The sequence below is a fragment of the Mycobacterium sp. 4D054 genome, assembly GCF_052245755.1.
Lineage (GTDB): Bacteria > Actinomycetota > Actinomycetes > Mycobacteriales > Mycobacteriaceae > Mycobacterium.
Genome location: NZ_JBQQCF010000001.1, coordinates 301978 through 328499, shown reverse-complemented (window position 1 = coordinate 328499; position 26522 = coordinate 301978). Strand labels below are relative to the sequence as shown.

At 69.1% G+C, this 26522-nt stretch carries 20 protein-coding genes; 3 read left to right on the top strand and 17 right to left on the bottom strand.

The genetic code is table 11. The annotated features are described in order from the left end of the window. Nucleotides 1-437 precede the first annotated feature (437 nt). The 6 genes from tyrS to ACTWP6_RS01465 all read right to left on the bottom strand — a co-directional run bounded on the left by tyrS (nt 438) and on the right by ACTWP6_RS01465 (nt 7180). Entirely contained in the window at nt 438-1712 is a 1275-nt protein-coding gene (tyrS, locus tag ACTWP6_RS01490; protein WP_443186647.1) for a tyrosine--tRNA ligase, read from the bottom strand. Between the two features lie 18 nt (nt 1713-1730). After that, a complete protein-coding gene (locus tag ACTWP6_RS01485; protein ID WP_443186646.1) occupies nt 1731-2342 on the bottom strand; it encodes a DNA-3-methyladenine glycosylase in 612 nt (203 codons plus the stop codon). Further along, entirely contained in the window at nt 2332-3393 is a 1062-nt protein-coding gene (locus ACTWP6_RS01480) for an alpha/beta hydrolase (RefSeq protein WP_443186645.1), read from the bottom strand. The genes ACTWP6_RS01485 and ACTWP6_RS01480 overlap by 11 nt, the downstream gene beginning before the upstream one ends. A gap of 9 nt (nt 3394-3402) precedes the next feature. Continuing rightward, nucleotides 3403-3609 carry a Trm112 family protein gene (locus ACTWP6_RS01475; RefSeq protein WP_443186644.1) on the bottom strand — a complete coding sequence of 69 codons (207 nt, stop codon included), beginning with the start codon at nt 3607-3609 and terminating at the stop codon, nt 3403-3405. Nucleotides 3610-3612: 3 nt separating this feature from the next. After that, entirely contained in the window at nt 3613-4143 is a 531-nt protein-coding gene (locus ACTWP6_RS01470) for a hypothetical protein (RefSeq protein WP_260752421.1), read from the bottom strand. A gap of 64 nt (nt 4144-4207) precedes the next feature. Next, nucleotides 4208-7180 (bottom strand): acyl-CoA synthetase, encoded by a 2973-nt coding sequence (locus ACTWP6_RS01465; protein WP_443186643.1) that lies wholly within the window; start codon nt 7178-7180, stop codon nt 4208-4210. A gap of 112 nt (nt 7181-7292) precedes the next feature. Here ACTWP6_RS01465 and ACTWP6_RS01460 point away from each other — a divergent pair, with 112 nt between their 5' ends. Then, nucleotides 7293-9092, top strand: coding sequence for an ABC-F family ATP-binding cassette domain-containing protein (locus tag ACTWP6_RS01460; RefSeq protein ID WP_443186642.1), 1800 nt, complete (start codon nt 7293-7295; stop codon nt 9090-9092). A gap of 182 nt (nt 9093-9274) precedes the next feature. On the opposite strand, the gene argH is transcribed toward ACTWP6_RS01460, so the two are convergent. Genes argH through argC form a run of 8 tightly spaced genes read right to left on the bottom strand, consistent with a single transcriptional unit; the run spans nt 9275 to nt 17645 of the window. Further along, nucleotides 9275-10687 (bottom strand): argininosuccinate lyase, encoded by a 1413-nt coding sequence (argH, locus tag ACTWP6_RS01455; protein ID WP_443186641.1) that lies wholly within the window; start codon nt 10685-10687, stop codon nt 9275-9277. A gap of 34 nt (nt 10688-10721) precedes the next feature. After that, nucleotides 10722-11924 carry an argininosuccinate synthase gene (locus tag ACTWP6_RS01450; RefSeq protein WP_260752417.1) on the bottom strand — a complete coding sequence of 401 codons (1203 nt, stop codon included), beginning with the start codon at nt 11922-11924 and terminating at the stop codon, nt 10722-10724. 26 nt (nt 11925-11950) lie between these two features. Beyond that, nucleotides 11951-12466 carry an arginine repressor gene (locus ACTWP6_RS01445; RefSeq protein WP_260752415.1) on the bottom strand — a complete coding sequence of 172 codons (516 nt, stop codon included), beginning with the start codon at nt 12464-12466 and terminating at the stop codon, nt 11951-11953. Beyond that, nucleotides 12433-13368, bottom strand: a complete 936-nt coding sequence (gene argF, locus ACTWP6_RS01440) for an ornithine carbamoyltransferase (protein WP_260752412.1) — start codon at nt 13366-13368, stop codon at nt 12433-12435. Before argF ends, ACTWP6_RS01445 begins: the two co-directional genes overlap by 34 nt. Next, entirely contained in the window at nt 13365-14552 is a 1188-nt protein-coding gene (locus ACTWP6_RS01435; RefSeq protein ID WP_443186640.1) for an acetylornithine transaminase, read from the bottom strand. Before ACTWP6_RS01435 ends, argF begins: the two co-directional genes overlap by 4 nt. Beyond that, nucleotides 14549-15421 carry an acetylglutamate kinase gene (gene argB, locus ACTWP6_RS01430; RefSeq protein ID WP_260752411.1) on the bottom strand — a complete coding sequence of 291 codons (873 nt, stop codon included), beginning with the start codon at nt 15419-15421 and terminating at the stop codon, nt 14549-14551. Before argB ends, ACTWP6_RS01435 begins: the two co-directional genes overlap by 4 nt. Then, a complete protein-coding gene (gene argJ / locus ACTWP6_RS01425; protein ID WP_396884541.1) occupies nt 15418-16614 on the bottom strand; it encodes a bifunctional glutamate N-acetyltransferase/amino-acid acetyltransferase ArgJ in 1197 nt (398 codons plus the stop codon). The genes argB and argJ overlap by 4 nt, the downstream gene beginning before the upstream one ends. Beyond that, nucleotides 16611-17645 carry an N-acetyl-gamma-glutamyl-phosphate reductase gene (gene argC, locus ACTWP6_RS01420; protein WP_443186639.1) on the bottom strand — a complete coding sequence of 345 codons (1035 nt, stop codon included), beginning with the start codon at nt 17643-17645 and terminating at the stop codon, nt 16611-16613. The genes argJ and argC overlap by 4 nt, the downstream gene beginning before the upstream one ends. 120 nt (nt 17646-17765) lie before the next feature. Here argC and ACTWP6_RS01415 point away from each other — a divergent pair, with 120 nt between their 5' ends. Beyond that, nucleotides 17766-20918 (top strand): ATP-binding protein, encoded by a 3153-nt coding sequence (locus ACTWP6_RS01415; protein ID WP_443186638.1) that lies wholly within the window; start codon nt 17766-17768, stop codon nt 20916-20918. 2 nt (nt 20919-20920) lie between these two features. Here the strand turns inward: ACTWP6_RS01415 and pheT are convergent, their stop codons facing one another. From pheT to ACTWP6_RS01400, 3 genes are read right to left on the bottom strand one after another with little or no spacing between them, the layout of a single operon-like run. Next, the gene (gene pheT / locus ACTWP6_RS01410; protein WP_443186637.1) at nt 20921-23407 is read right to left on the bottom strand and encodes a phenylalanine--tRNA ligase subunit beta; all 2487 of its coding nucleotides are present in this window, start codon (nt 23405-23407) and stop codon (nt 20921-20923) included. Continuing rightward, on the bottom strand, nt 23407-24450 hold the full coding sequence (pheS, locus tag ACTWP6_RS01405) for a phenylalanine--tRNA ligase subunit alpha (RefSeq protein ID WP_443186636.1): 1044 nt from the start codon (nt 24448-24450) through the stop codon (nt 23407-23409). The genes pheT and pheS overlap by 1 nt, the downstream gene beginning before the upstream one ends. A 43-nt stretch (nt 24451-24493) precedes the next feature. Then, complete coding sequence (locus ACTWP6_RS01400) at nt 24494-25318, bottom strand: adenylate/guanylate cyclase domain-containing protein (RefSeq protein ID WP_443186635.1); 825 nt, start codon at nt 25316-25318, stop codon at nt 24494-24496. Between the two features lie 94 nt (nt 25319-25412). On the opposite strand from ACTWP6_RS01400, the gene ACTWP6_RS01395 reads away from it, so the two are divergent. Then, a complete protein-coding gene (locus tag ACTWP6_RS01395) occupies nt 25413-26519 on the top strand; it encodes an oxygenase MpaB family protein (RefSeq protein ID WP_443186634.1) in 1107 nt (368 codons plus the stop codon). Nucleotides 26520-26522: the final 3 nt, after the last annotated feature.

The window sequence follows — 26522 nt, the reverse complement described above, 5'->3', positions numbered from 1 at the left end:
TCATCAAACAAGACACCAAAAACTGGCATCCAAAAACAACCCACCCCTAAACGGGAAAAAGAGGCAGGCCAAAAAACAACAAACAAAAACCACCAAACACACTATTGAGTTCTCAAACAACACGCCCCAGACCTGCCGCGCAACAACCCCGGCTCGAAAGCCGTGATCCTCGTGCGGACAGACGAGGACATCCGCCGGAGCGGACTTCCCTCTGGAGTGCCGCCGCGCTCTCCGGGTTTTGGGCCCGTGTCGCAGCGACTCCGATAAGTTACGTCAGGGATAACGCCGAGTCAAATCTGCTGCTAGAGCGCGTTTTTCGAACGGTATCCGGTGCACGCCCCGTCAGGGGTTTTCGGCTCGCGATCATTCAACGACCGGCCCACCGGATTTGTTCCCCATTGCCGATTACGCGCTGACCAGGCGATTCGTCCACGACATCAGCCCACCCGCTCTATTCCGGCGACATTGCGCTTGCCGCGGCGGAGCACCAACCACTTGCCGTGGAGGTAGTCCGAGGGCTGGGGCGACCACTCGTCTGTGGTGATCTTCACGTTGTTGACCGACACCCCGCCTTCGGCGATGGTCCGGCGGGCCGCGCCCTTGCTCGCGGAAAGTCCTGTGGAGACAAGCAATTCCGTGATCGAGTCGTTACCGCCCGGCTCGAGCTGGGCCACCGAGGCCTCTCTCAGCGCCGCCGCCAACGTGGGTTCGTCGAGCTCCGCCAGCTCTGCGCGCCCGAACAGCGCCTGGCTCGCGTGCTCGACGGCCACGGTCGCCGCCTCGCCGTGCACCAGGTTGGTGAGCTCTCGGGCCAGCCGTCGCTGGGCCGCCCTTTCATGCGGACGTTCGGCCGTCGCCTGCTCGAGCTCGGCCAGCTCGTCGGCGTCGAGGAACGTGAACCAGCGGAGATACGGCACGACGTCGGCGTCGGCGGTGTTGACGAAGTACTGGTACCAGGCATACGGGCTGGTCATGTCCGGATCGAGCCAAAGGCTGCCGCCGCCGGTGGACTTGCCGAACTTCTTGCCTTCGGAGTCGGTCACCAGCGGAGTGGTCAGGGCGTGCACGCTGGCTCCGGCCTTCTGCCGGACCAGCCGCACGCCGGCGATGATGTTCCCCCATTGATCAGATCCGCCGACCTGCAGGGTGCAGCCGTACCGCTGGTGCAGTTCGACGTAGTCATTGGCCTGCAACAGCATGTAGCTGAACTCAGTGTAGGAGATGCCTTCCCCCTCAAGCCGCCGGCGGACGGTGTCGCGGTCGAGCATCACGTTGACCGAGAAGTGCTTGCCGACATCGCGCAGGAACTCGATCGCCGACAGCTCACCGGTCCAGGACAGGTTGTCGACGACGACCGCACCGGTGCGCGAATCGTCGAACTCCACAAACCGCTCAAGCTGACCGCGGATGCGATCCGCCCAGTCGGCGACGGTGTCGGCGGTGTTCAGCGTTCGCTCCCCCACATCGCGCGGATCACCGATCATCCCGGTGGCACCCCCGGCGAGCACGATCGGGCGATGGCCGGCCTGCTGGAATCGGCGCAGAGTCAACAGCGGGATCAAATGACCGGCGTGCAGGCTCGGCGCCGTGGGATCGAATCCGGAATACACCGTGACGGGTCCGTCGGCCAGGGCCTCACCCAACGCATCGCGATCGGTGGACTGTGCGATCAGTCCGCGCCATTCCAATTCATCGAGGATCGACGTGCCCATGGCACCGATCTTCCCGTACTAGTCGCTCTGGCCCGGCACCGGTGCCCGCGGACTGCGCCGGTAGGCCGACACCTCGGGATGGCCGGGCAGCCACATCCGCCACGGGCGGTCGGCGGCCTTGCTGACTCCGACGCGCGGCCCGGCCTCGCCGACCCGCAGGTCGCCCAGCTCCACGCGGACCGGAGCCGACGGATCGAACAGATCGATTCCGTTGTCGTCCATCGTGATCCCGAGCGCCGAGCACAGATTGCCGGGACCTCGCGCCAGCGCGGTTTCGCGCACCGCGGGTCCGCGACGGGTCCAGGCCCGGTCATGACCGGTGTCGATCACCGCCGCACGCATCAACACGGCCGCCGCGACGCCGTCGGTCGCGCACACCACGTTCGCGCAGACGTGAATGCCGTGGCTGCGGTAGGTGTAGAGCCGTCCGGGCGGACCGAACATCACGGAGTTGCGCAGACCCGGCCCGCGGTAGGAGTGTGCCGCGGCATCCGGCCACGGCCCGTCTTCGGGTCCGCCGTAGGCCTCGACCTCGACAATCGTCGCGGTCACCCGGCGGCCGGTCAGGCGGGACCCCAACAGCAGCCGCGCGGCAGTGAGCGGATCGACCTCGAGCAGATCAGCCGACACGTCCGGGCTGGAACACGTCAGCGAGAGCACCGGCGACGACGCGATACGCGACGTTCTCTTCGGCATGGATCCCGGGGAAGAAGTAGAAACCGTGCGGCATGCCGTCCGGGAAATACTCGTGCGCGACACCCCCAGCCGCGCGGATCCGAGCGGCGAATGATCGGGCGGAATCGACGATCGGATCGTGGGTGCCGGCCACGACGACCGCAGGCGGATAGTCCGTCAGATCGCCCTCGATCGGGCTGATCCACGGATGGTTCCACGCCGCGGTCGCCACATAGGCGCCGCGGATGAAACCGGCGAAGGCCATGTCATAGACGATGCCGCGCGGCGCCAGCTCCAGGAACGACGGCCATCGTTCGAACTGGAAGTCGGCGAATGCGCCCAGCATCACCACGGCGTCCGGCACCCGCACCCCCTCGTCGCGGGCCCGCAGCGGGATCGCAGCGGCGAAGTTCGATCCCGCCGAATCCCCCGCCACGACGACGTGGGTGGTGTCGGCGCCCAGATCCACTCCGTGCCGGCTGATCCAGGTGTAGACGTCGAACGCGTCGTCGAACGGGATGGGGAAGGCGTGTTCGGGCGCCGACCGGTAGTTGGCCGAGACCACCAGAGCGTTGTTGGTGAAGGCCAGTTTCCGGGCGAGAAAGTCGCAGTCCTCCGAGGAACCGACGGTGAACCCGCCGCCGTGGTAGTAGACGATCACCGGCAACAGACCGGACGCGCACGACCGGGGCCGATACACCTGGCAGCGCGCCACGCCGTCGCGCACCGGCAGATAGACCTGATCGACGTCGACGTCGGGTACCGCTTCGGCTCCGGTGGCCGGCACCAGCGCGGGATCGGCCTGTCGCCCATCGCCGATGTAGCCGGAGCGCACCGGCGCGATCATCAGGTCGCGCAGAGCAACCGGCTGACGGTTGTTCACGAGCACCCGGTACGTCGGCATCGCGGGATCGTCGGCATCGATGTAACTGAGCCCGTCGATCACCGTCGGCGCGGTGACGTCCTTCGTCCCTGGCGGAATCTCGCGCAGTGAATCCCGGACCAAACCGTCTACCTAGGACTGCCCGGCGGCCGACATCAGTCGCTGATGCTCCTCGTCGTCCACATCGACGGCCTCGTCGATCAGTAGCACCGGGATGCCGTCGTCGATGCGGTACTTGCGACGCAGCCGCGGGTTGTACAGCGCGTCATCGACCTCGACCAACGGGCCGCGGTCCTGCGGGCAGACCAGGATGGCCTTGAGGGTTTCGTCCAGCGCCATCGGTCAGCGACCCGGCATCGGGAAGATCGTGTCGCCGTCCTGGATCATCGGGTTGCCCTGATTGGGCGCCCACGCCGGACCCGTCGGGCCCATGCCGACCTGCGGGCCCGGAGACGTCGGACCGGACGGCGTCCCGTTCGCAGACTGGGCGAGCACCTTGCGCTGATAGTTCAGCGTCGACTGCAGCGCCTCGATCAGCGGGCCCTGGTTGGGACGCGAATCCAGGCCGGCCGCCAGCGCCTGGGTGTTGGCGATCGACGGCCGGATGCCGCGGGCGCGCAGGTTCATCACCTGCTCGATCAGCTTCGAGACCTGACCACCGCCGCGGCCGCTCTGGTACTCCTGCGAGATCATCATCAGGACCTGGTCGGGTGAGATGGCCGGCTTGGGCGGCTCCTCGGCTTTAGTGGTGGGCTGTGCGGACGCCGTCGGCGCGACGCCGACGACCAGGCCGAATCCGAGAGCGGCCCCGAGGAGCGCTCCCGTCGCCGCGCGGTGCAGCGACCAACCGGTCTTCTTGTCCTGCGTCGTCATCCCAACCTCCACGCAACCTCGGTAGTCGCCCCGGCGAGCCTAACAGCGCACACCGGGGCGGGCATCACTGCTGACCGCCCGCGATCTCGGTGCGCACGGCAGCGGTCAACCGCTTGTACCGATTGCTATCGGGGTCCAGGTACCAGGCGTTACGGGACGGCTTCGGGATGCCCTTCTCCTGCAGCGGCCCTGCCAGCGGACGGAACGTCGCGGTCAACGTCATATCGGAGACGACGTGCACGATGTCGGGGGCCTCACCGGCCGGCAGGTCGGCGAGCGCCTCGGACAGGTCGGCCGACGGGATGCTGCCGCCGGGGCACAGCGCCAGCGCGGTGACGGCCAGCGTGTCACCGTTGTCGGCTTCCACCCCGTAGGTGACCGCCATGTCGACGGCACCGAGTCTGCCGACCGCATCGTTGACCGTCGCGGCGAACACCGCCCCCCGCGCCGCGTGGATCACCGACGCGCGGTTGTCGACCAACCAGTAGTCGCCGTCCTCGTCGCGGCGGAACAGGTACTCGGTGGACACCCAGGTGTCGGCGGGGGCGAACACGCCGCGCTTGACCGAGGCCAGCGGGTCCACGGGTCCGCGCGGGTGCGCCAGCAGCACACCCACCTCCCCGGCCTCGGCACGCCGCACGAAACCCTGATCGTCCTCGAGGATCAGGTCGCCGTCGGGGTCGTAAGCGGCCAGCGCGATCTCGCCTCCGCCCGGCAGCGGCCTGCCCTTGCTGCCGATTTTGGCGCCCTTGACGTTGGCCAGCACCGCCTGACCGTCGGTGGTGGCGAAGAACTCGACGACGTTGGCCGGTTCGAACACCTCGACGACCCGCTTCCACAGCCCCGCGGGCATTCCGGAGCCGATGAACAGCCGGATCGGATGGCCGCCGTTCAGCGCGAACGCCGGGTCGTCGATGACCTCGCGCAGCATCGCCCAGGTGTAGGACACCACCGTCACGCCGTACTGCCGGATCTCCTGCAGGAAACGGTCCGGGCGCAACTCGCGCGACAGGGCCACCCGGGCGCCGCCGACGACCGCACCGCCGAGGCTGACCAGCAGTCCCGATTGGTGGTGCAGTGGGGTCAGGCAGTAGACGGTGTCGCTGCGGCTGAGATTGGCCGCCGAGGCGGTGCCGAACGCCGACAGCGCCCAGCGGTAGTTGGTGATCTGGCGGGCGACCAGGTCGCCGCTGATCGTGCTGAACCCGATGAACGCCAGGTCGCGGGCCAGGCCGGGGTTGGGCCGGTACCAGCCGGGCAGGTCCACCTGGTCCGGGTCGATCTTCTCCATGTCGACCACGTCGGCGTTGTCGGGCAAGTGGAGGTCGCGGGATTCTCCGCCGCCGAGCACCAGCACCCGCATGTCGAGCTTGCGCGCCACGTCGAGGTTGGTGGGGTCGGCGATGACCTCGGTCACCGCGCCCAGCCGCGCAGCTTCGGCGAGGTCGGCGTCGGGCGGCATCAGCACGGCCACCGCGCCGAGCCGGGACAGGGCCGCGATCGCGACCAGAGCGCTGGGCCGGGTTTCCATCAACACACCGACCCGGGTGCCCTGTCGCACACCGACCTCGATCAGGCCGCGCACCACGTTGTTGATGCGGCGGTCGACGGCCTCATAGGTGTGCACCCGCCCGTCGAATAGCAGTGCTTCACCGTTGGGCATATCTCGGGCCTGCTCACTCATGATGCGGCCCAACGAGATTCGCGTGTGGTCGTTGACCTGGCCGAGGCGGGCCAGGCGCGGCAGGGTGCGCGCGGTCTCCACGGCGAGGGCCCGCGCCGACTTGTTCGCCGTGACGAGCGCGTCGGCGGCGGACTTGGCCAGCGTGAAGGCCATCTCGGTGGCCGCGGTGGCACTGTGCGCCAGCCGTGAGGTCAGCGACACCCCGCTCTCGGTGGGCTCGGACGGCTGCACCGGCATCGGCGTGACCCCGTCGGGCATACTGCCACCGCTGTCGAGCCAGCGCACCCACTCGGCCACCGTCGGCCAGGTCTGGGTCGCGGCCTTGGATCCCACCACGAGCCCGAAATGGCCTGCGCGGATCAGGAACTCGTAGACATCGGCCTGCGGCGCGGCCCGCTTGATGCCCCGCACCGACGCCGGCTGCCCGATGTCGTCGACCTCGCCGATCACGGCGAGCACCGGGCAGCTGATGTCGGACAGCGTCACCAGGTCACCGTGGATCGAGAAGCCACCGGTCATCATGCGGTTGTGCGCGATGAACTGCTTGAGCAGCTCGGAGATCGCGGGCCCCGACCACGCGATCCAGCCCTCGGAGGCCAGGAACCGCCGCTGCTGCTCGCGCGGCAGCAGCGCCTCCCGGTCGTGTAGCTGACGCAGGAAATCCAACCGAGACTGCGCGGTCTTGACCGGATCGAGCATCTGAAATCCGGTGCGCGCCAACCATCCCGGGATGTCGATGCGGCTGAACACGTGGTCGGCCATGAAGTCGGCGGCCGCCGGTGCCAGGCTTGCCGGCAGGTTCATCGGAAGCGCGGCCAGCGTGTCGACCGGCGACCCGAACGCGACGATGCTGGCCAGATCCTTGGACCGGCGATACGCCGCCGTCTGATAGGCGAACATGCCGCCCTGCGAGTAACCGGCCAGGTGGACGTCACGCCCGGTGACGGTTTTGACCGTGTCGATGGCCTCGCTGAGCGCGACCACGTGATCGGCGAGGTTGCGCTGCATCCCGCCCTCGATCTTGTCGGGAGAACCGAAGTCGATGACCCACGGGTCGATTCCGGCCTTGTGCAGGATGCCGACGGCGCCCTCGTCGCGGGTGACGTCCCACATGTCGGCCGACATCATCATCGGGTGCACCATCAGCACCGGTGCGCCGACGGGCTTGCCGCCCGGCCGGGTATCGGGCGGGAAGTAGCGGCGCAGCCGGTACATCGGCACGCTCTGGACGATCTGGAACGGCGACGGCACGGCGCCGGTCTCCAGCCCGCCGTAGCGCAACACCTCGAGCCCGTTCTGTGCAGTCGCGACCAGTCGCCCCACAGGCCTCGTGATCGCCGAGAGGTCCACCACTGCTCACTCCCCACTGTGCCGTCCAGCCGCCTGATTCCGACGTGGTCATGATGGCACAGGGCGGATCGCCGGTTTCTGGTAACGACCGTGGGCCCACTAGTGTCAGCAGACGATGGCACACCTGCTCGGGGGTGAGAACCTCCACCTGGAGTACCCCACCGGGGTGGTGTTCGACTCGGTGACCCTCGGCGTCGGCGACGGCGAAAGGATCGGCATCGTCGGACGTAACGGCGACGGCAAGTCCACCCTGCTCGGGTTGTTGACCGGTCAGATCGCCCCGCACGCCGGCCGGGTGACGCGCCGCGGCGGGGTACGGGTCGGTGCGCTCGACCAGGCCGACATCCTCGATCCCGACCACACGGTGGGCTGGTCGCTCGTCGGCGGTCGGGCCGAACACGAGTGGGCCGGCGACGCCCGGATCCGTGATGTGATCGGCGGACTGGTCGCCGATATCCCGTTCGACGCGCCCGTCGGCACGCTGTCGGGCGGCCAGCGCCGCCGCGTGCAGCTGGCGGCGCTGCTGATCGACGAATGGGATGTCATCGCGTTGGACGAGCCCACCAACCATCTGGACATCCAGGGCATCACCTGGCTGGCCGAGCATCTCAAGCAACGGTGGGCGCGCGGATCGGGCGGGTTGCTGCTGGTCACCCACGACCGCTGGTTCCTCGACGAGGTGGCCACCACGACGTGGGAGGTGCACCCCGGCGGCAGGGGGGTGCGCGGCAGCGTCGTCGAGCCATTCGAGGGCGGCTACGCGGCCTACGTGCTGCAGCGCGTCGAACGCGATCGGCAGGCCGCGGCAGTGGAAGCCAAACGTCAGAACCTGATGCGCAAGGAACTCGCGTGGCTGCGCCGCGGACCGCCGGCACGGACGTCGAAACCGAAGTTCCGCATCGACGCGGCCAACGCGCTGATCTCGGATGTCCCGCCGCTGCGCAACAGCGTCGAGTTGTCCCGGGCGGCGATGGCCCGTCTCGGCAAGGACGTCATCGATCTGCTCGACGTCTCGGTGTCCTATCCGGGCGGCCGAGAAGTGCTGCACGACATTGAATGGCGGATCGCCCCGGGTGAACGCACCGGCATCCTCGGCGCCAACGGCGCGGGCAAGTCCACGCTGTTGGGCCTCATCGCGGGCACGGTGACGCCGACGACGGGTCGGGTCAAGCGCGGCAAGACCGTGCAACTGGCGGTGCTGGACCAGGAGTCGCGCGAGCTCGAGGCGGTGGCCGGCGACATGGTCCGCGAGGTCCTCGGCCGGCTGCAGACCAGCTACCAGATCGACGGCAAGGACGTCACGCCCGCGCAACTGCTTGAGCGCCTGGGCTTTCCCCGCGCGCATCTGTCGGCGAGGGTCGGCGAGCTGTCCGGCGGCCAGCGGCGACGGCTGCAGTTGATGCTGGTGCTGTTGTCCGAGCCGAATGTGCTGGTGCTCGACGAGCCGACCAACGATGTCGACACCGACATGCTCACCGCGACCGAGGATCTGCTCGATTCCTGGCCCGGCACCCTGATCGTCGTCTCCCACGATCGTTATCTGCTGGAACGCATCACCGATCAGCAATACGCGATCCTGGACGGCCGCCTCCGGCACCTTCCCGGCGGCATCGAGGAATACCTGCGACTGGCCGGGGAACGACCGGAGTCGCCCGAGCCGCGGGCGAAACCCGCTGCCGCCGAGCAGTTGTCGGGCGCGCAATTGCGCACCATCGAGAAGGAGATCGCCTCGATCGACCGGTCGCTGGCCAAGCTGGCCGACCGGATCACCGCCAAACACGACGAGATGGCCCACCATGATCAGTCCGACCATGTCGGCTTGGGCCAGCTCACCGAACAGCTGCGAGACCTGGAAAGCCAGGTGGCCGAACAGGAGTCGCGCTGGCTGGAGCTCTCGGAGAGGCTAGAGAGCTAGATGACCTACCTGCTGCGGCCGGTCGTGCTCTGTCTGCGCTACTGGCCGCAGCTGGCAATGCTCGCAGTATCGATGTGTTCTCGACGGTGATCCGGGCTCTCGACCACCGGATCGGCCAGGCGGCGCGCGGCCAGCCACTGGCGCACGGGCCGGGTGTCCGTGCCGATGGATGGTAGCGGCAGTTACCGCCTCAACCGGAGCCGCAACGAATCCGCGGCATCGCGCACCGCGCTCAACTGCCGGGCCACCTGGACCGGCGCAGTTCCGCCACGCGCGTCGCGTGAGTTGACCGAGCCCTCGGTGGTGAGGACGTCGCGCACGTCGGGGGTCAGGGCCGGATGGATGCCGGTGAGCTCGGCGTCGGCGAGCTCTTCGAGCCCGATCCCGCGGGCCTCGGCGGCGCGTACCGCCGCGCCGGCGGCTTCGTGGGCGACGCGGAACGGCACCCCGCGGCGCACAAGCCATTCGGCGACGTCGGTGGCCAGCGTGTAGCCCAGCGGGGCGAGCCCGGCCATCCGGTCGACGTCGAAGCGCAGGGTCGCGACCAGGCCCGCCATCGCGGGCAGCAGCAGCTCCAGCTGCGCCACCGAGTCGAAGACCGGTTCCTTGTCCTCCTGCAGGTCGCGGTTGTACGCCAGCGGTTGTGCCTTCAGGGTGGCCAGCAGCCCGGTGAGGTTGCCGATCAACCGGCCGGACTTGCCGCGGGCCAGTTCGGCGATGTCGGGGTTTTTCTTCTGCGGCATGATGGAGCTGCCCGTCGACCACGCGTCGTGCAGCGTGACGTAGCCGAATTCCGTTGTGCTCCAGAGGATGATGTCCTCGGCGAGGCGCGACAGATCGACGGCGATCATGGAGAACACGAACGCCGCCTCGGCCGCGAAATCCCGGGACGCGGTGGCGTCGATCGAATTGTCCGCTGCGGAACCGAAACCGAGTTCGTCGGCGATCGCGTCGGGATCAAGGCCCAGCGACGAGCCGGCCAGCGCACCGGAGCCGTAGGGCGACACCGCGGCCCGCTTGTCGAAGTCAGCGAGCCGGTCGACGTCGCGCAGCAGCGGGTGCGCGTGGGCGAGCAGATGGTGGGCCAGCAGCACGGGCTGCGCCGACTGCAGATGGGTTTTGCCCGGCATGATCGCGGTGGGGTGCGCGGCCGCCTGGGTCTGCAGTGCGGACACCACGTCGAGCACACCGTCGGCGACCCGCCGGATCGCGTCGCGCAGCCACATCCGGAACAGAGTGGCCACCTGGTCGTTGCGCGAACGCCCCGCCCGCAGACGGCCGCCGAGGTCGGGGCCGACCCGGTCGATCAGGCCGCGCTCCAGCGCACCGTGCACGTCTTCGTCGGTGACCAGCGGTCCGAAGCTGCCGTCGGCGACGTCAGCGCCGAGGCTGTCCAGACCGGCGAGCAGCCCGTCACGTTGTTCCTCCGTCAGCAGACCGGCACCGAACAGCACCCGCGCGTGCGCTTTCGACGCCGCGACGTCGTAGGGGGCCAGTACCCAGTCGAAGTGGGTCGACTTGCTGAGCGCGGCAAGGGCGTCGGCCGGTCCGTCGGCGAAGCGGCCGCCCCACAGCGAACCCTCGTTGGTGCTCATGCGTGTGCCCCCGTCGCCGCGGTGCCGCGCGCGGTCACTTGCCCGCCAGGTCCCGGCGCGCCGACAGGCTCGACGACAGTCCGTGCACGTGCACGAAACCCTTTGCCGCGGACTGGTCGAAGGTGTCGCCCTCGTCGTAGGTGGCGAGGTTGAAGTCGTACAGAGATTCCTGGCTCCGGCGTCCATTCACCGCGATGTGGCCGCCGTGCAGCACCAGCCGGATCTCGCCGGACACGTGCTCCTGTGTCTTGGCGACGAACGACTCCAGCGCGGTCTTCAACGGGGAGAACCAGAGTCCGTCATAGACCAGTTCGCCCCACTTCTGGTCGGTGGTGCGCTTGAACCGGCCGAGTTCGCGCTCCAGGGTGACGTGCTCGAGTTCGGTGTGCGCGGTGATCAGGACCATGGCGCCGGGCGCCTCGTAGATCTCGCGGCTCTTGATGCCGACGAGGCGGTCTTCGACCACGTCCAGGCGGCCCACCCCTTGGGCGCCGGCCCGCTCGTTGAGTTGCTCGATGGCCTGCAGCACGGTGACAGGGTTGCCGTCGATCGAGACCGGCACACCCTTCTCGAAGCCGACGATCACCTCGTCGGGGGTGCTCCAGTTGACCGTCGGATCCTCGGTGTAGTCGTAGACGTCCTTGGTCGGCGCGTTCCAGAGGTGTTCCAGGAAGCCGGTTTCCACGGCGCGGCCCCAGACGTTCTGGTCGATCGAGAACGGTGACCGCTTCGTCACGTTGATCGGGATCGCGTTCTCCTCGGCGAACGCGATGGCCTTCTCGCGGGTCCAGGCGTAGTCGCGCACCGGAGCCAGCACCTCGAGGTCCGGCGCCAGCGAGGCGAATCCGACCTCGAAGCGCACCTGGTCGTTGCCCTTGCCTGTGCAGCCGTGGGCGACGATGCCGCCGCTGTGCTCGCGGGCCGCGTCGACGAGGTGCTTGACGATCAGCGGCCGGCTCAGTGCCGAGACCAGCGGGTAACGGTCCATGTAGAGGGCGTTGGACTGGATGGCCGGCAGGCAGTACTGCTCGGCGAATTCGTCGCGGGCGTCGACGACGACGGCCTCCACGGCGCCGCAGTCCAGCGCACGCTGCCGCACCACTTCCATGTCCTCGCCGCCCTGGCCGAGGTCGATGGCCACCGCGACGACCTCACGGCCGGTCTCCTTGCCGATCCAGCTGATCGCCACCGAGGTGTCCAGACCGCCGGAATACGCGAGGATGACGCGCTCGGACATAACGAAACTCCTTCTGTTGAACTGCTTCAGGCTTGTGAAAGGTTCTCGATGGTGGCGGCCAGCTCGGCGCCGGTCATCGGTTCGCGGGCGATCACGAGGATGGTGTCGTCACCGGCGACGGTGCCCACCACGTACGGCAGCGCGGCCCGGTCCAGCGCGCTGGCCAGGTAATGCGCGGCGCCCGGCGGCGTGCGCAGCACGGCGAGGTTGGCGCTGGAGTCGGTGGACACCAGCAGATCTCCGAGCAGCCGGGTGACGCGTTCGGTGCCGCCCGCGACACCTCGCACCGGGCTGCCGTCCTCGGGGACGATGTAGACGCCGACACCGCCGTCGGCGCCCCGCAGTTTGACCGCGCCGAGCTCTTCGAGGTCGCGCGAGAGCGTCGCCTGCGTGACCTCGATACCCTCGTCGGCCAGCAGCGCGGCCAGCTCACCCTGGCTGCGCACCGACTGCGACGACAGCAGCGCAACGATGCGGGCCTGCCGGCCCGCGCGGGTGCCGGCCGCCGTCACCGCCCGACCCCCGCCCGCTCCAGCAGCCACACCAGCAGTGCCTTCTGCGCGTGCAGCCTGTTCTCGGCCTCGTCCCACACCGCGCTCTGCGGCCCGTCGATCACGTCGTCGGTGATCTCGTGGCCGCGGTGCGCGGGGAGGCAGTGCAGCACAACGGCTTCGGAATCCGCGCGGGCCAGCATGTCGGCGTTGACCTGGAACGGGCGGAACGGCCGCACCCGGTCGAGGCCGTCGTTCTCCTGCCCCATCGAGGTCCAGGTGTCGGTGACCAGCACGTCGGCGCCGGAGGCCGCCTGCACCGGGTCGTCGGTGAGCGTGACCGTGGCCCCGGTCTGGTGGGCCCGGGTCTCGGCTGCGGCGACGAACATCGGATGCGGCTCGAAACCCCGCGGCGCGGCGATGGTGACGTCGATGCCCGCGGTCACCCCGCCGAGCATCAGCGAGTGCGCCATGTTGTTCGCGCCGTCGCCGAAATAGCTCAGCCGCAACCCTTTCAGCGCGCCCTTGCGTTCGCCCAGCGTCTGCAGGTCGGCCAGCACCTGGCACGGGTGGAACTCGTCGGAGAGCGCGTTGATGATCGGCACGCGGGATCCCGACGCCATCGCGGTCAGGCGCTCCTGGGCGAAGGTGCGCCACACGATCGCGTCGACGTAGCGGGACAGCACCTGCCCGGTGTCTTCGAGGGTCTCCTCGCGGCCCAGCTGGGTGCTGCGGCCGTCGACCACGACGGCGTGCCCGCCCAGCTCGGCGATGCCCATCTCGAACGAGAAGCGGGTGCGGGTCGAGTTCTTCTCGAAGATCACCGCCACCCCGCGCGGCCCTTCGAGCGGCCGGCGGCTGAAGCGGTCCGTCTTGAGCTCGGCGGCCAGCGCCAGCACCTCGGCCTGCTCTTCGGGCGAGAAGTCGTCGTCGCGGAGGAAGTGCCGGGTCATCGGGGTGTCTCCTGTGCCGCCTGGTCGAGGATGGAGGGAAGTGCCGACAGGAACGTCGCTACGTGGGTCTCGGTGATCACCAGTGGCGGCGCCAACCGGACGACGGCGGGGGCCGCGGCGTTGACCAGGAAACCCGCTTCGCGTGCCGCGATTTCGACGGGCTTGGCGGCGTCGGCGGCGAGCACGATGCCGAGCAGCAGCCCGCGGCCGCGGACGTGGTCGACCAGCGGATGGCCGAGTCCCTCGATGCCGTGGGCGATCGTCTTGCCGAGCACGCCGGCGCGCTCCACCAGTCCTTCGTCGGCGAGCACCTTCAGCACCGCCAGGGCCGCGGCGGTGCACACCGGGTTGCCACCGAAGGTGCTGCCGTGCAGGCCGGGCGTGAGCAGCTCGGCGGTGGCGCCCACGGCCAGGCACGCCCCGATCGGCAGCCCGCCGCCGAGACCCTTGGCCAGCGTCACGATATCGGGGGTGATGCCGTCGTGCCGGTGGGCGAAGAACGCGCCCGTGCGGCCGATACCGGTTTGCACCTCGTCGAGCGCCAGCAGCGCGCCGTGCGCGGTGGTGATCTCGCGCGCGGCCGCCAGGTAGCCGGCCGGCGGGACGACGACGCCGCCCTCCCCCATGATCGGCTCGAGGAACACCGCGGCGGTGTCGTCGTCGACCGCGGCGCGCAGTGCGTCGACATCGCCGTAGGGCACGTGGGTCACGTAGCCGGGCAGCGGTTCGAACGGCGCCTGCTTGGACGGCTGTCCGGTCAGCGCGAGCGATCCCATCGTCCGTCCGTGAAACGCGCCCTGGGCGGCAACCAGTTTCGTGCGACCGGTGAGCCGGGTGATTTTGAACGCGACCTCGTTGGCCTCGGTGCCGGAGTTGCAGAAGAACGCCTTCGCCGGCGCGCCCAGCAGCCCGACCAGCGACTCGGCCAGCGCGACACCGGGTTCGGTGGCGTACAGGTTCGAGGTGTGGCCCAGCGTGTTCAGCTGGCGGGTCACCGCCTCGATCACCGCGGGGTGGCGATGCCCCAGCACGTTGACCGCGATACCGCCGAGCAGGTCGACGTAGGACTTGCCGTCGGTGTCGATGACGACCGCGCCGTCGCCGGCCGCCAGCGCCAGCGGCGGGGTGCCGTAGTTGTTCATCATCACCGTCGACCAGCGGTCCAGCAGGTTTCCGTCGGTCACGCGCTCACCACCTTCGTGCCCGCTCCCTCGTCGGTGAACAGTTCGACCAGCACGCAGTGCTCGACCCGGCCGTCGATGACGTGCGCGCTGGGCACGCCGCCGTCGATGGCGCGCAGGCACGCTTCGATCTTGGGCACCATGCCCTCCTCCAGGCTGGGCAGCAGGTCGGCCAATGCGTCCGAATTGATCTGGCTGACCAGGGAATCGCGGTCCGGCCAGCGGGTGTAGAGCCCCTCGACGTCGGTCAGCATCAGCAGCTTCTCGGCGCCGAGCGCCTCGGCCAGCGCGGCGGCGGCGGTGTCGGCGTTGATGTTGTACACCAGCCCGGCGGCGTCCGGGGCGATCGTGGACACGACCGGGATGCGGCCGGCGTCGATGAGGTCCAGCACGGCGTCGGTGTTGACCTTCTCGACGTCGCCGACCAGTCCGATGTCGGTGGCCACCCCGTCGACCATCACGGTGCGGCGCACCGCGGTGAACAGGTGCGCGTCCTCACCGGTGATACCGACGGCGTAGGGGCCGTACGCGTTGATCAGGTTCACCAGTTCGCGGCCGACCTGACCGAAGAGCACCATCCGGGCGACGTCGAGCACCTCAGGGGTGGTGACCCGGAAACCGCCCTTGAAATCGCCTGCGATGCCCAGCTTCTTGAGCATGGCCGAGATCTGGGGCCCGCCGCCGTGCACCACCACGGGGTGGATTCCGCAGTTGCGCAGGAAGACCATGTCGGCGGCGAACGCCGCTTTGAGCCTGTCGTCGGTCATCGCGTTGCCGCCGTACTTGACCACCACGATCTTGTCGTTCAGTGCGGTCAGCCACGGCAGCGCGGCGGCGAGCACCGCCGCCTTGTCCGAGGTGGTGACGGTCATGAGCTGTATGCCGAATTCTCTTCGACGTACGCGTGGGACAGATCGGTGGTGCGGATCGACGCCGCCCCCGAACCGACACCGAGGTCGACCACGACCGCGATCTGTTCACCCGACAGATCGACCTCACGCGCTCCCGGTGCGCCGACGCTGTTCACACACACCGGAGAACCGTTGAAGGACACGGTGATCCGCTCGGCATCGAGCTTCACCGGCGCCATGCCGACCGCGGCCAGCACCCGTCCCCAGTTGGGGTCGGAGCCGAACAGCGCGGTCTTGACCAGGCTGTCGCGGGCGATCACCCGCGCGGCGGTCAGCGCGTCGTCCTCACTCTCGGCGCCGGTGACGGTGATCAGCACCCGCTTGGTGACACCTTCGGCATCGGCCTGGAGCTGAGCGCACAGGTCGTCGCACACCCGCAGCACCGCGTCGTCGAGATCCTGCTGGCTGGGCGTCACCTCGCTGGCCCCCGAGGACAGCAGCAGGACGGTGTCGTTGGTCGAGCAGCTGCCGTCGATGTCAAGACGATCGAAGGTGCGTGACACCGCGTTCCTCAGCGCCGCCTGCAGAGCCTGCGAATCGGCGACGGCATCGGTGGTGATGACGCAGAGCATCGTGGCCAGCGACGGGGCCAGCATGCCGGCGCCCTTGGCCATCCCGCCGACCGTCCATTTGTCGTCGTGGTGCAGCGCAACCTGTTTGGGCACGGTGTCGGTGGTCATGATGGCCCGTGCGGCTTCCTCACCACCGGTGAGTCCGCCGGCCATCTCGTGCACGATCTCCCGGACGCCGGCCAGTACCTTGTCCATCGGGAGCCGGTCGCCGATCAGGCCGGTCGAGCACACGGCGACCTCGATCGCGCCGGTCTCGGTGCCCCAGTCCGACAGCGCGGACGCGACCGCCTCGGCGGTGGCATGGGTGTCCTGGAATCCGCCGGGACCGGTGCACGCGTTGGCGCCCCCGGAGTTCAGGATGACTGCGCGCAGCCGCCCGGTGGTCAGCACCTGCTGCGACCACAGCACCGGCGCGGCCTTGACCTTGTTGCGGGTGAACACGCCCGCGGCCGCATGGTCGGGGCCTTCGTTGAACACCAGCGCCAGATCCAGGTTGCCGGAGGCCTTGATCCCCGCGGCGATGCCGGTGGCCCGGAAGCCGGCGGGCGCGGTGACGCCCTGGGTGCGCAGCAGCTGTGTCATGGAGCCACTCCGACAGTCGAGAGACCTTCGGTCTCGGGCCAGCCCAGCGCGAGGTTCATCGACTGCACTGCTGCTCCTCCGGTTCCCTTCACGAGGTTGTCGATGGCGGCGACGGCGATGAACGTCGAGGCGTCCTCGTCGACCGCGATGGCGAGCTGCGCGGCGTTGCTGCCGATCACCGCACCCGTCTTGGGCAGCTGACCCTCGGGCAGCAGGTAGACGAAAGGTTCATCGGTATAAGCCTTCTCGTAGGCCGCCCGCAGTTGCGACACCGTCGCGTCGGTGCGCGCCGTGCAGGTCGCCAGTATCCCGCGCGAGGTGGGGATCAACACCGGGGTGAACGACACGGGGACGTCCGCGCCGGTGAGAGCGCGAAGCCCCTGGGCGATCTCGGGGGTGTGCCGATGCTTGCCCCCGATGTTGTACGCCCGTGCCGATCCGATGACCTCCGCGCCGAGCAGATCGACCTTGGCCGACCTGCCCGCCCCGGAGGTGCCGCTCACGGCCACCACGGTCACGGCGGGCTCGACGAGCCCTCCGGCGAGCGCGGGCCACAGCGCGAGCAGCGCCGCGGTCGGATAGCAGCCGGGCACCGCGACGCGTTTGGCGCCCCGCAGCCGCTCCCGGCCCCCGGGCAGCTCGGGCAGCCCGTAGGGCCAGCTACCCGCGTGCTCGCAACCGTAGAACCGCTGCCAGGCGGCGGGGTCGGTGAGCCGGAAGTCGGCGCCGCAGTCGACGATCAGGACGTCCGGGCCGAGCTGCTCGGCCAGGGCGGCCGAGTGCCCGTGTGGCAGGCCGAGGAAAACCACGTCGTGGCCGGTCAGCACGTCGGCTTCGGTCGGCTCGAGCGTGCGGTCGGCCAGGGGCAGCAGGTGCGGGTGGTGCTCGGCGAGCGTCGTTCCGGCGCTGGAGGCCGCAGTCAGCGCGCCGATGGTCAGCCTGCCGTCCGCGTAGGCCGGATGACCGAGCAGAAGACGCAGAATCTCTCCCCCGGCATAACCGCTGGCACCGGCGACCGCGACGGATGTCATGCCGAAATCATGCATGGTTATGCACAAAACTGCAAATTCATTACCGGTGGTCTGCGGCCCCGGCGACGGTTCCACACCTTACGCTGATTCCACTCGGTCCGATCGCTGCAGGAGGTTCCGATGGAACCGTATTCCTGCCGCGCGTGCGGATTGTCGCTGCGTCCCGGGGCACGCTTCTGCGACGGTTGCGGCGCGCGAGCACCGAGCGGTTCCGACGCAGAATACAAGCAGGTGACCATCATGTTCGCCGACGTCGTGCGATCGATGGCGATCGCACGAACAGTGGGCCCCGAACGCCTCGGCGAGATCATGGCCGAGCTGGTGGGCCGGGCGACTGAGATCGTGCAACGTCACGGTGGGGTTGTCAGTCAGTTCACCGGCGACGGATTGATGGCGGTGTTCGGGGCGCCGATCGCGATGGAGCATCACGCCCTGTGCGCATGTCGAGCCGCGCTCGCGGTGTGTGCGCAGACACGTCAGGTGGCCGAGGAGGTGCGCGCTCGCGACGGCATCGAGCTGCAACTGCGGGTGGGACTGAACTCCGGACAGGTGATCGCCGGGGAGATCGGGGTCGGAACGCTCGGGTACACCACCATTGGCGAACACGTCGGCCTGGCCCAACGGATGGAATCGGTCGCGCCACCCGACGGTGTCATGCTCAGCGGGTCCACCGCACGGCTGGTCGAACGCTCTGCCACTCTCGGGCCACCCGAAAGCGTTGCCATCAAAGGGCAATCGGTTCCGTTCCCGGTCCGCCGCCTGCTGGCGGTGCCCGACGACCCCGTGCCCCCTCCGGGCCACGGCGAGCCCCTCGTCGGAAGATCCGAGGTGGTGGACACCATCGGCGCACTTCTTGACCGCACTGTCGGTGGCCGCGGCGGCGTGACGCGCATCGTAGGGCCCGCGGGGATCGGCAAGACCCGAATGGCCCGGGAGGCGTGCCGAATCGCCGCCGCGCGAGAGATGGCTGTGTACGGAACCTATTGCGAAGCGCACACACGGCATGTCTCCGCGGGGGCCGTGGCAAGACTTCTACGGACGGTGCTCGCCGTCGCCGACGACCCACCGGCCAGAGCCAGGGCCCGCGTGCGTGCCGCCTGTCCCGGGGCCGACACCGGCGATCTTCTGCTGCTTGACGACCTGCTCGGCATAGGCGATGCGTCGACGCCTCTTCCCGACATCACACCGGAAGCGCGGCTGCGCCGGATGACCGCACTGGTTCAACGGTGTCTGCTCGCCTGTGAGGCGCCGACGGTGTACTTGGTCGAGGACGCGCACTGGATCGACACCGCGAGCGAATCGATGTTCGGCGAACTCGCTGACGCGCTGGGCCACGCGCACGCCTTGCTGCTGATCACCCATCGGCCCGAGTACTCGGGCATCCTCGCCGAGATCCCGGGCACGGCGTCGCTGATGCTGCAACCCCTGCGGGGTTCGGAAACCTCGGCGCTGGTCACGGCCATGCTGGGCACCGACCCCACAGTGGGTGCGCTGACGGATCAGATCGTCGAGAAATCCTCCGGCAACCCGTTCTTTGCGCACGAGATCGTGCGCGATCTTGCCGAGCGCGGTGTGTTGGAGGGCAGCCGCGGACACTACCGGTGCACCCATCCGCTCGACGAAATCCCGGTGCCGCCAACGCTGCAAGCGACGATCGCCGCTCGGATCGACCGCCTCGGCGCTGTTGCCAAGTCGGTGCTCTATGCCGGCGCAGTGGTCGGAATGCACGTCGACGCAAGCGTTGTGGGAGCCCTGCTCGACAATGTGCCGACGTCCGCTGCTGTTGCCGAACTGTGTCAGGCCGAGCTCGTCGAACCCGCGCCCACGGTTGCGTCGACCGGATTCGTCTTCTGCCACCCGGTCGTGCGGGCCGTCGCCTACGAATCGCAGTTGCGGTCCACCCGCAACCGACTGCACCGCCGGGCCGCAGGCGCGCTGGCGCAGACCGATGCAGTGACGGCGGATCAGCACGCGGCGATGATCGCCGAGCACCTGCACGCCGCCGGCGATCTTCGCGCAGCCTGCGAATGGCACATGCGGGCCGGAAATTGGCTTCAGCGTCGCGACCGCGCCGCGGCCTGGGCCAGTTGGCAACGGGCTCGCGCTGCGGCGACCGGGTTGCCCGAGAGCGACCCCGACCGGGCGAGGATCTTGACGACGGTTCTGACCCGCTTGTGCACTGAAGTGTCCAAGACCGGCGGGAACCTTTCCGACGCCGGGTTCGACGACCTGCGGGCGCTGTGCACCGCCTCGGGTGACGACCGGTCCCTTGCCATCGGCACCGCCGGCATGATCATGGGCCTGACCGGCCAGCACCGGCACCGGGAGGCTCTGGCTCTGACCGTCGACCTCCAGTCGTTGATCGAGTCGGTCGGCGATCCGGCACTGACGTGCGGCCTCCTGCCGGCGATCACCTATGCCATGTCGGAGGTCGGCCGGCTCCGCGAGGCGCTACGGCTGGCAGAAAAGGTGATCGGACTTGCCGCAGACGATGTGGCAAAGGGCAACGTGCTCTTCGGCTCTCCCTTGGTGAGCGCCATCAGGATGCGGGGGCTCTACCGTCTGTGCCTGGGCATCGACGGGTGGCGAACTGATGGTGACGCAGCGATCGCCCTGTCGAGGCATCTCGATCCGACGAGCCGCGTCTCGTCCGTGCTGTACAAGTACATCCTCGCGGTGCCGGTAGGCGCGTTGAAGGTAGACCGCGTCGCCCGTCGGCAGACAGCCGAAGCGCTGTCGGTCGCCGAGCAGGCAGGTGACCGGCACACCCTTGCGCTGGCGCGTATCGCCCGGGGCTTGGTGCTGGTCCATGGACGCGATCCTGGAGAGGAGGGCACCGTCCTGCTTCGGCAGGCTCGTGAATCGGTCACCACCGGCGGATTCACCTTGAATGCGGTCGCCCTCGTCGATCCTGCCCTGGCCCTGGTGTCGGCGCGGGCCGGGGAGCTAGGACACGCCATAGATCTCAGCCGCGGCGCTATCGCGCAGATGTCACACAGCGGTGAGGTGCTCTCCATGGGCGTCGCGACGACGGTACTGGTGGAGTCGCTGCTCGCCCGCGGCGCCGAAGGGGATCGGGCCGAAGCGATCGCTGCAGTCCAGCGTCTCGCGGCGATCCCCACCGACGACGGCTTCGTCCTCAATGAACTTCCGGTACTGCGGCTGCGTGCGCTCATCGCCAGATCCGACGGCGACATGTCGGCCTTCCACCGATTGCGGGAGAGCCACCAGAGGCGATGCGCGGCAGCAGGGTTCGACCTACCCGCCTACTGACCTCAGCGGCGCTGGGCAGCGCCCACCGCATCGGCCGCCGCCGCCACCGCGGCCTCGCGGGCCGCGCTGGCCTCTTCCTCGGTGAGCGTGCGGTCCGGCGCGCGGAACCGCAACGCCAACGCCAGCGACTTGCGCCCCTCGCCGATCTGTGGACCGGTGTACACGTCGAAGATCCGGACGTCTTCAAGCAGCTCGCCGGCCCCGGTCCGCACCGCGTCCACCACGCTCTGCGCCGCGACGTCCTCGTCCACGACCAAGGCGATGTCCTGGAACACCGCCGGGAACGGCGACACCGCCGGCACCGGTAAACGCTCGAGAAGCGGCACCGCGTCGAGATCTATCTCGACCGCGCAGGTCCCCTTGGGCAGGCCGGATCGTTCGACGACCGCCGGGTGCAATTGCCCGGCGTGCCCGACGACGACGTCGCCGACCAGGATCTCCGCGCATCGACCGGGATGCCACGGCAGGTATTGGGCGGCCCGGAAGGTGAACTCGATGCCGGCGGCGCGGCCGATGATGCGCACGGCCTCGAAGGCGTCGGCGGCCTCGACGGGACGCCCCCGGCCCCACGGCCCTGCCGGTTCACGCAGTCCGGCCAGCACCACCCCGACGTGCTGGGGCTGGCGAGGCAGCGATGCGTCCAGCGCGGCGATCTCGTCGTCGGTGGGACGCCGGTCGTTCGGGATGCGCTCCACGGCCTTGGTCTCGGCGCTCGGCTGCACCACCTGCGCGATCGCGAACAGCGCCACGTCGGCGGCACCCCGGGAGACGTTGCGGGTCAACGCTTCGAGCAGTCCCGGCAACAGAGTGGTGGCCAGGTGCGGCCTGTCCGACTCGAGCGGGTTGAGCACCTCGGCGGTGTTCCGGCGCGGATCGCCGGCTTCCAGCCCCCACTGGTCGAAGATTCCCGCGGGCAGGAACGGAGTGGGCAGAATCTCCACGAAACCGTTGAGAGCCAGCGACTTTCCGATGGCGCGCCGACGCTTCTGGACGGCCGTCAGGCCGCGGCCGGCCGGGGCGGCGGGCAGCACCGACGGGATGACGTCCAATCCTTCGAGACGCATCACCTCCTCGACCAGATCGGCGGGCTGCCGGATGTCGGGCCGCCAGCTGGGCGGGGTCGCGGTCAGCGTCGCATCGTCGACGACGACCGCGGCACCGATCTGGGTCAGCCGCTTGCGGGCGGTGCCCTCCGGGTACGCGACGCCGGCGGTTCGGTCCGGCAGATCGACCGGCATGCTCACCGGCGGATGCGTCCAGTCCTCGCGAGGCGGATCGCCGCGCCAATCGGTGAGCGTGGGTTCGACTGTGCCACCGGCGATCTCGGCGAGCAGCCTCGACGACCGGTCCAGCGCGGCGACCGAGACGGCCGGGTCCACGGTGCGCTCGTAGCGCCGGCCCGCCTCGCTGTGCAGGCGCAGCCGGCGTTGAGTGCGCGACACCGCTGCAGGGTCCCAGACCGCCGCCTCCAGCAGGACGTCGGTGGTGGACTCACGCACCTCGGTGGTCCCCGCCCCCATCACACCGCCGATCGCCGCGGTCGCGGCGTCGTCGACGATCAGCACGTCGACCGGATCGAGCGTGCGCTCGACATCGTCGAGGGTGACGACCTTCTCCCCCTGCTCGGCGAAGCGCACCCGGAATCCGCCGGTGATCAGGCTGCGGTCGTGAGCGTGCATCGGGTGGCCGAGTTCGAGCATCACGTAGTTGGTGACGTCGACCGCCGGAGAGATCGCCCGGATTCCGCTGAGCAGCAATCTGCGCTGAAGCCACCACGGCGACACCGCCTGTGGGTCGATCCCGGTGACCGGGCGCAGACCGAACCGCTGCACTCCCGTGCCGGCGTCGATGGTGACCGGCAGCGCCTCGCCGTCGGCGGGCAGTGGGGGCACATCCGCGGGGTCGACGAACTCGAGGTCGTAGGCATTGGCGATCTCGCGCGCCATGCCGCGAACCGACAGGCAGTAGCCCCGGTCCGGGGTGATCGCGAGATGGAACACCACGTCGTCGAGGCCGAGGACGTCGGCAGCGGCAGTGCCCGGTTCGGCGGTCCCCGGCGGCAGCACCAGGATCCCGGAGTGGTCCGTACCGAGGTTGAGTTCGGACACCGAGCAGATCATGCCCTCGGAAGTGCGCCCGTACGTCTTGCGCGTCGCGATGGTGAAATCGCCGGGAAGCACGGTGCCGGGCAGGGCCGCCACGACCAGGTCGCCGACATTGAAATTGGTTGCCCCGCACACGATGTCACGGATGCCCGACGACCCCACATCGACCTTGACCGCGCGTATCGGTTTCTTGAACTCGGTGAGCTCTTCGATTTCGACGACGCGACCGATGGTCAGCGGCCCGCTGACGGGCCCGACCGGGATGATCTCTTCGACCTCGTGGCCGATCCGGATGAGTGTCTGCTCGAGCTCGTCGGCGGGCACGTCCCAGCCCGGTGCGCCGGCTTGCACGGTGTCGCGGAGCCAGCTGTACGGAAGACGCATCAGGCTCCCACCCCGAACGGCAGCGAGAATCGGACGTCACCCTCGACCATGTCGCGCATGTCGGGGATGCCGTTGCGGAACTGCAGGGTTCGCTCCAGGCCCATGCCGAACGCGAAGCCGGAATACACCTGCGGGTCGATACCGCAGGCGCGCAGCACGTTCGGGTTCACCATCCCGCAGCCGCCCCACTCGACCCAGCCGGGTCCGCCCTTCTTGTTCGGGAACCAGATGTCAACCTCCGCGGACGGCTCGGTGAACGGAAAGAAGTGCGGCCGGAACCTGGTGCGGCCCTGCGGGCCGAACTGAGCGCGGGCGAACGCGTCGAGCGTGCCGCGCAGGTTGGCCATCGTCAGCCCCTTGTCCACGGCCAGACCCTCGACCTGGTGGAACACCGGGGTGTGGGTGGCGTCGAGCTCGTCGGTGCGGAAGGTGCGCCCGATCGAGATGATGTACACCGGTAGCTCGCGTTCCAGCAGCGCCCGGATCTGCACCGGTGAGGTGTGCGTGCGCAACACCTGCCGCGAACCTTCCGGTGCGACATGGAACGTGTCCTGCTCGCTGCGGGCCGGATGATCGGGCGGGAAGTTCAGCGCGTCGAAGTTGAACTGCTCGGTCTCGACCTCGGGACCCTCGGCGAGTTCCCAGCCCATCGCGACGAACGTGTCGGCGACGTTCTCGGCCAGGATCGTGATCGGGTGCCGCGCTCCCACCGGCTGACGGGTCGACGGCAGGGTGACGTCGATACGCTCGGCGACCAGGACGGCGGCGTCACGCTCGGCGCGAAGGACGGCCAGGCGCTCGTCGTAGGCGGCCTGCGCCTCGGTGCGCGCCACGTTGACCCGCTTGCCCGCGTCGGCACGGTCGGCCTTCGGCAGAGATCCCAGGGCCTGGCGTGCCAGCGCGATCGGCGAACGGTCGCCGAGGTGCTCGGTCTTGGCCTTGGCGAGCTCGTCGAGGGTCGAGGCCTGGTCGAACGCGCGGCGAACCGCGCTGACGGCGTCGGCCAGCGCTTGGTCTGATAGGTCTACTGGCTGCTCAGCCACCCGGCGATCATAGGCGATGCGTCGCCGGGCGCTTCGCGCGCGATCACTCTCCGGCGGCGGCCTCGTCGTCCTCGCCGCCAGGTGCCTGCCGCAGAGTTCTGAGGCGGTACATGGCGAAGTCGGCCGGCACGCCGTCCTGCCGCGCGGCGAAGACGTGTCGGCGCAGCTTCCGGGCCGAGACGCCCAGCGTCTGGAATTCCTCGTCGGGGATGCGTTCCAGGGTCGCTTCGGAGACCACCAGCTCGCCGCGGGTGGCGCGTTCCATTACCCGGGCCGCCAGGTTCACGTCGATGCCGAGCCAGTCCGAGCCGATGCGCTGCGGACGGCCGGTGTGGATCCCGACCCGCATCCGCGGCGTATACCCGTCGAGGTCAAGCGCTTTGACCGCCTGTCGGGCGGCGATGGCGGCCCGCACCGCGGTGGTGGGGTCGGCGAACACCGCCATCAGGCCGTCGCCCATGCGCTTGACGATGTGCCCGCCGGATTCCAGCAGCGGCGGTTCGACCACCTGAGACACCCGCCGCAGCAGGCGCAGGGTGGCGTCGTCGCCGGCCCGCAGCGACCACGCCGAGAAGCCCACCAGATCGGTGAACACCAGCGTCACCTCGGCGTTGGCCGGGCGACCCGAGACACGCTCGGTCAGTGCCTGCCAGACCTGCAATGCCCCCAGGCTCACCTCGCGGGTCGCCGCATCGCGTCCCAGGATGCGGTCGGCGGCCCGGGCGGCGGCCCGGGGGCCGCCGACACCGCTGGCCGAGAGCGGATCCCCGAAGTCGGGATCCCCCGGCAACGCCCGCCGGGTGCGACGAAGAAACGCGATGAGGCCGTCGTGGTGATTCACGCCCTTCAACCAGCCGACCGCGTCCACGGCGCAAGCCTAATCCAGCGGCCCCGGGCCCCTTCCGATTCATAGACAACGGTCGTTGTCAGCGCCTATCGTGGAACAGGTGCGATCAACGGCGATGGCAGATTCCCCCGCGGCTCCCTTCGAGTCTTCCGCGGGGTCCCCCGACGGGTGTCTCTCAGAGCGCTCCTCGACGACCTCGGCGACCCACCCGCTGGGCCCGGATTCGCTGACGTGGAAGTACTTCGGTGACGTCCGTACCGGCATACTCGGCGTCTGGATCGGTGCCATCCAGAACATGTATCCGCAACTCGGCGCCGGTGTCGAGGACCATTCAATCCTGCTGCGCGAACCCCTTCAGCGGGTGGCGCGCTCGGTGTATCCGATCATGGGCGTGGTCTACGACGGTGACCGTGCCGCGCAGACGGGAGCCCAGATCCGCGGCTTCCACAACACCATCAAGGGCGTCGACGCCGAGGGCCGTCGGTACCACGCACTGCACCCCGAGACGTTCTACTGGGCACACGCGACATTCTTCATGCTGATCATCAAGACCGCCGAGTACTTCTGCGGCGGCCTGACCGAAGCCGAGAAGGAGCAGCTGTTCGAGGAGCACGTGCAGTGGTACCGGATGTACGGGATGAGCATGCAGCCGGTCCCCGAGTCCTGGGAGGCATTCTGCGAGTACTGGGACCGCAAATGCCGCGAGGAGCTGGAGATCAACCAGGCCACACTGGACATCTTTTCGATGCGGATCCCCAAGCCGTGGTTCGTGATGATGCCCACCCCCCTCTGGGATCAGATCTTCAAACCGATGCTCGGCGCCCAACGCTGGGTTGCCGCAGGCGTTTTCGACCCCGCCGTGCGCGAGCGGGCCGGCATGCGGTGGACACCGGGCGACGAGATCGTGCTTCGCCTGTTCGGCAAGCTGGTCGAGCTCGCGTTCCTCGCCGTGCCCGACGAGATCCGGCTCCATCCCCGTGCGGTCGCGGCCTACCGCCGCGCCGAGGGCAAGATCCCCGCCGACGCTCCGCTGGTGGAGGCCCCAGGGTTCATGGCCCCGCCGCGGGACCGGCGCCACATGCCGATGCACTACCTTCCGCCGCAGAAATCTTTGTTGACTCGCGTCGGCGCGCTGGTTCATACCACGTTTTTTCTGGCGGGCTCTCTGGCCGGGGCACGCCGACCGGCTGTCAACCGTCGCGGATCGGGTAAGGCAGCCTGAACG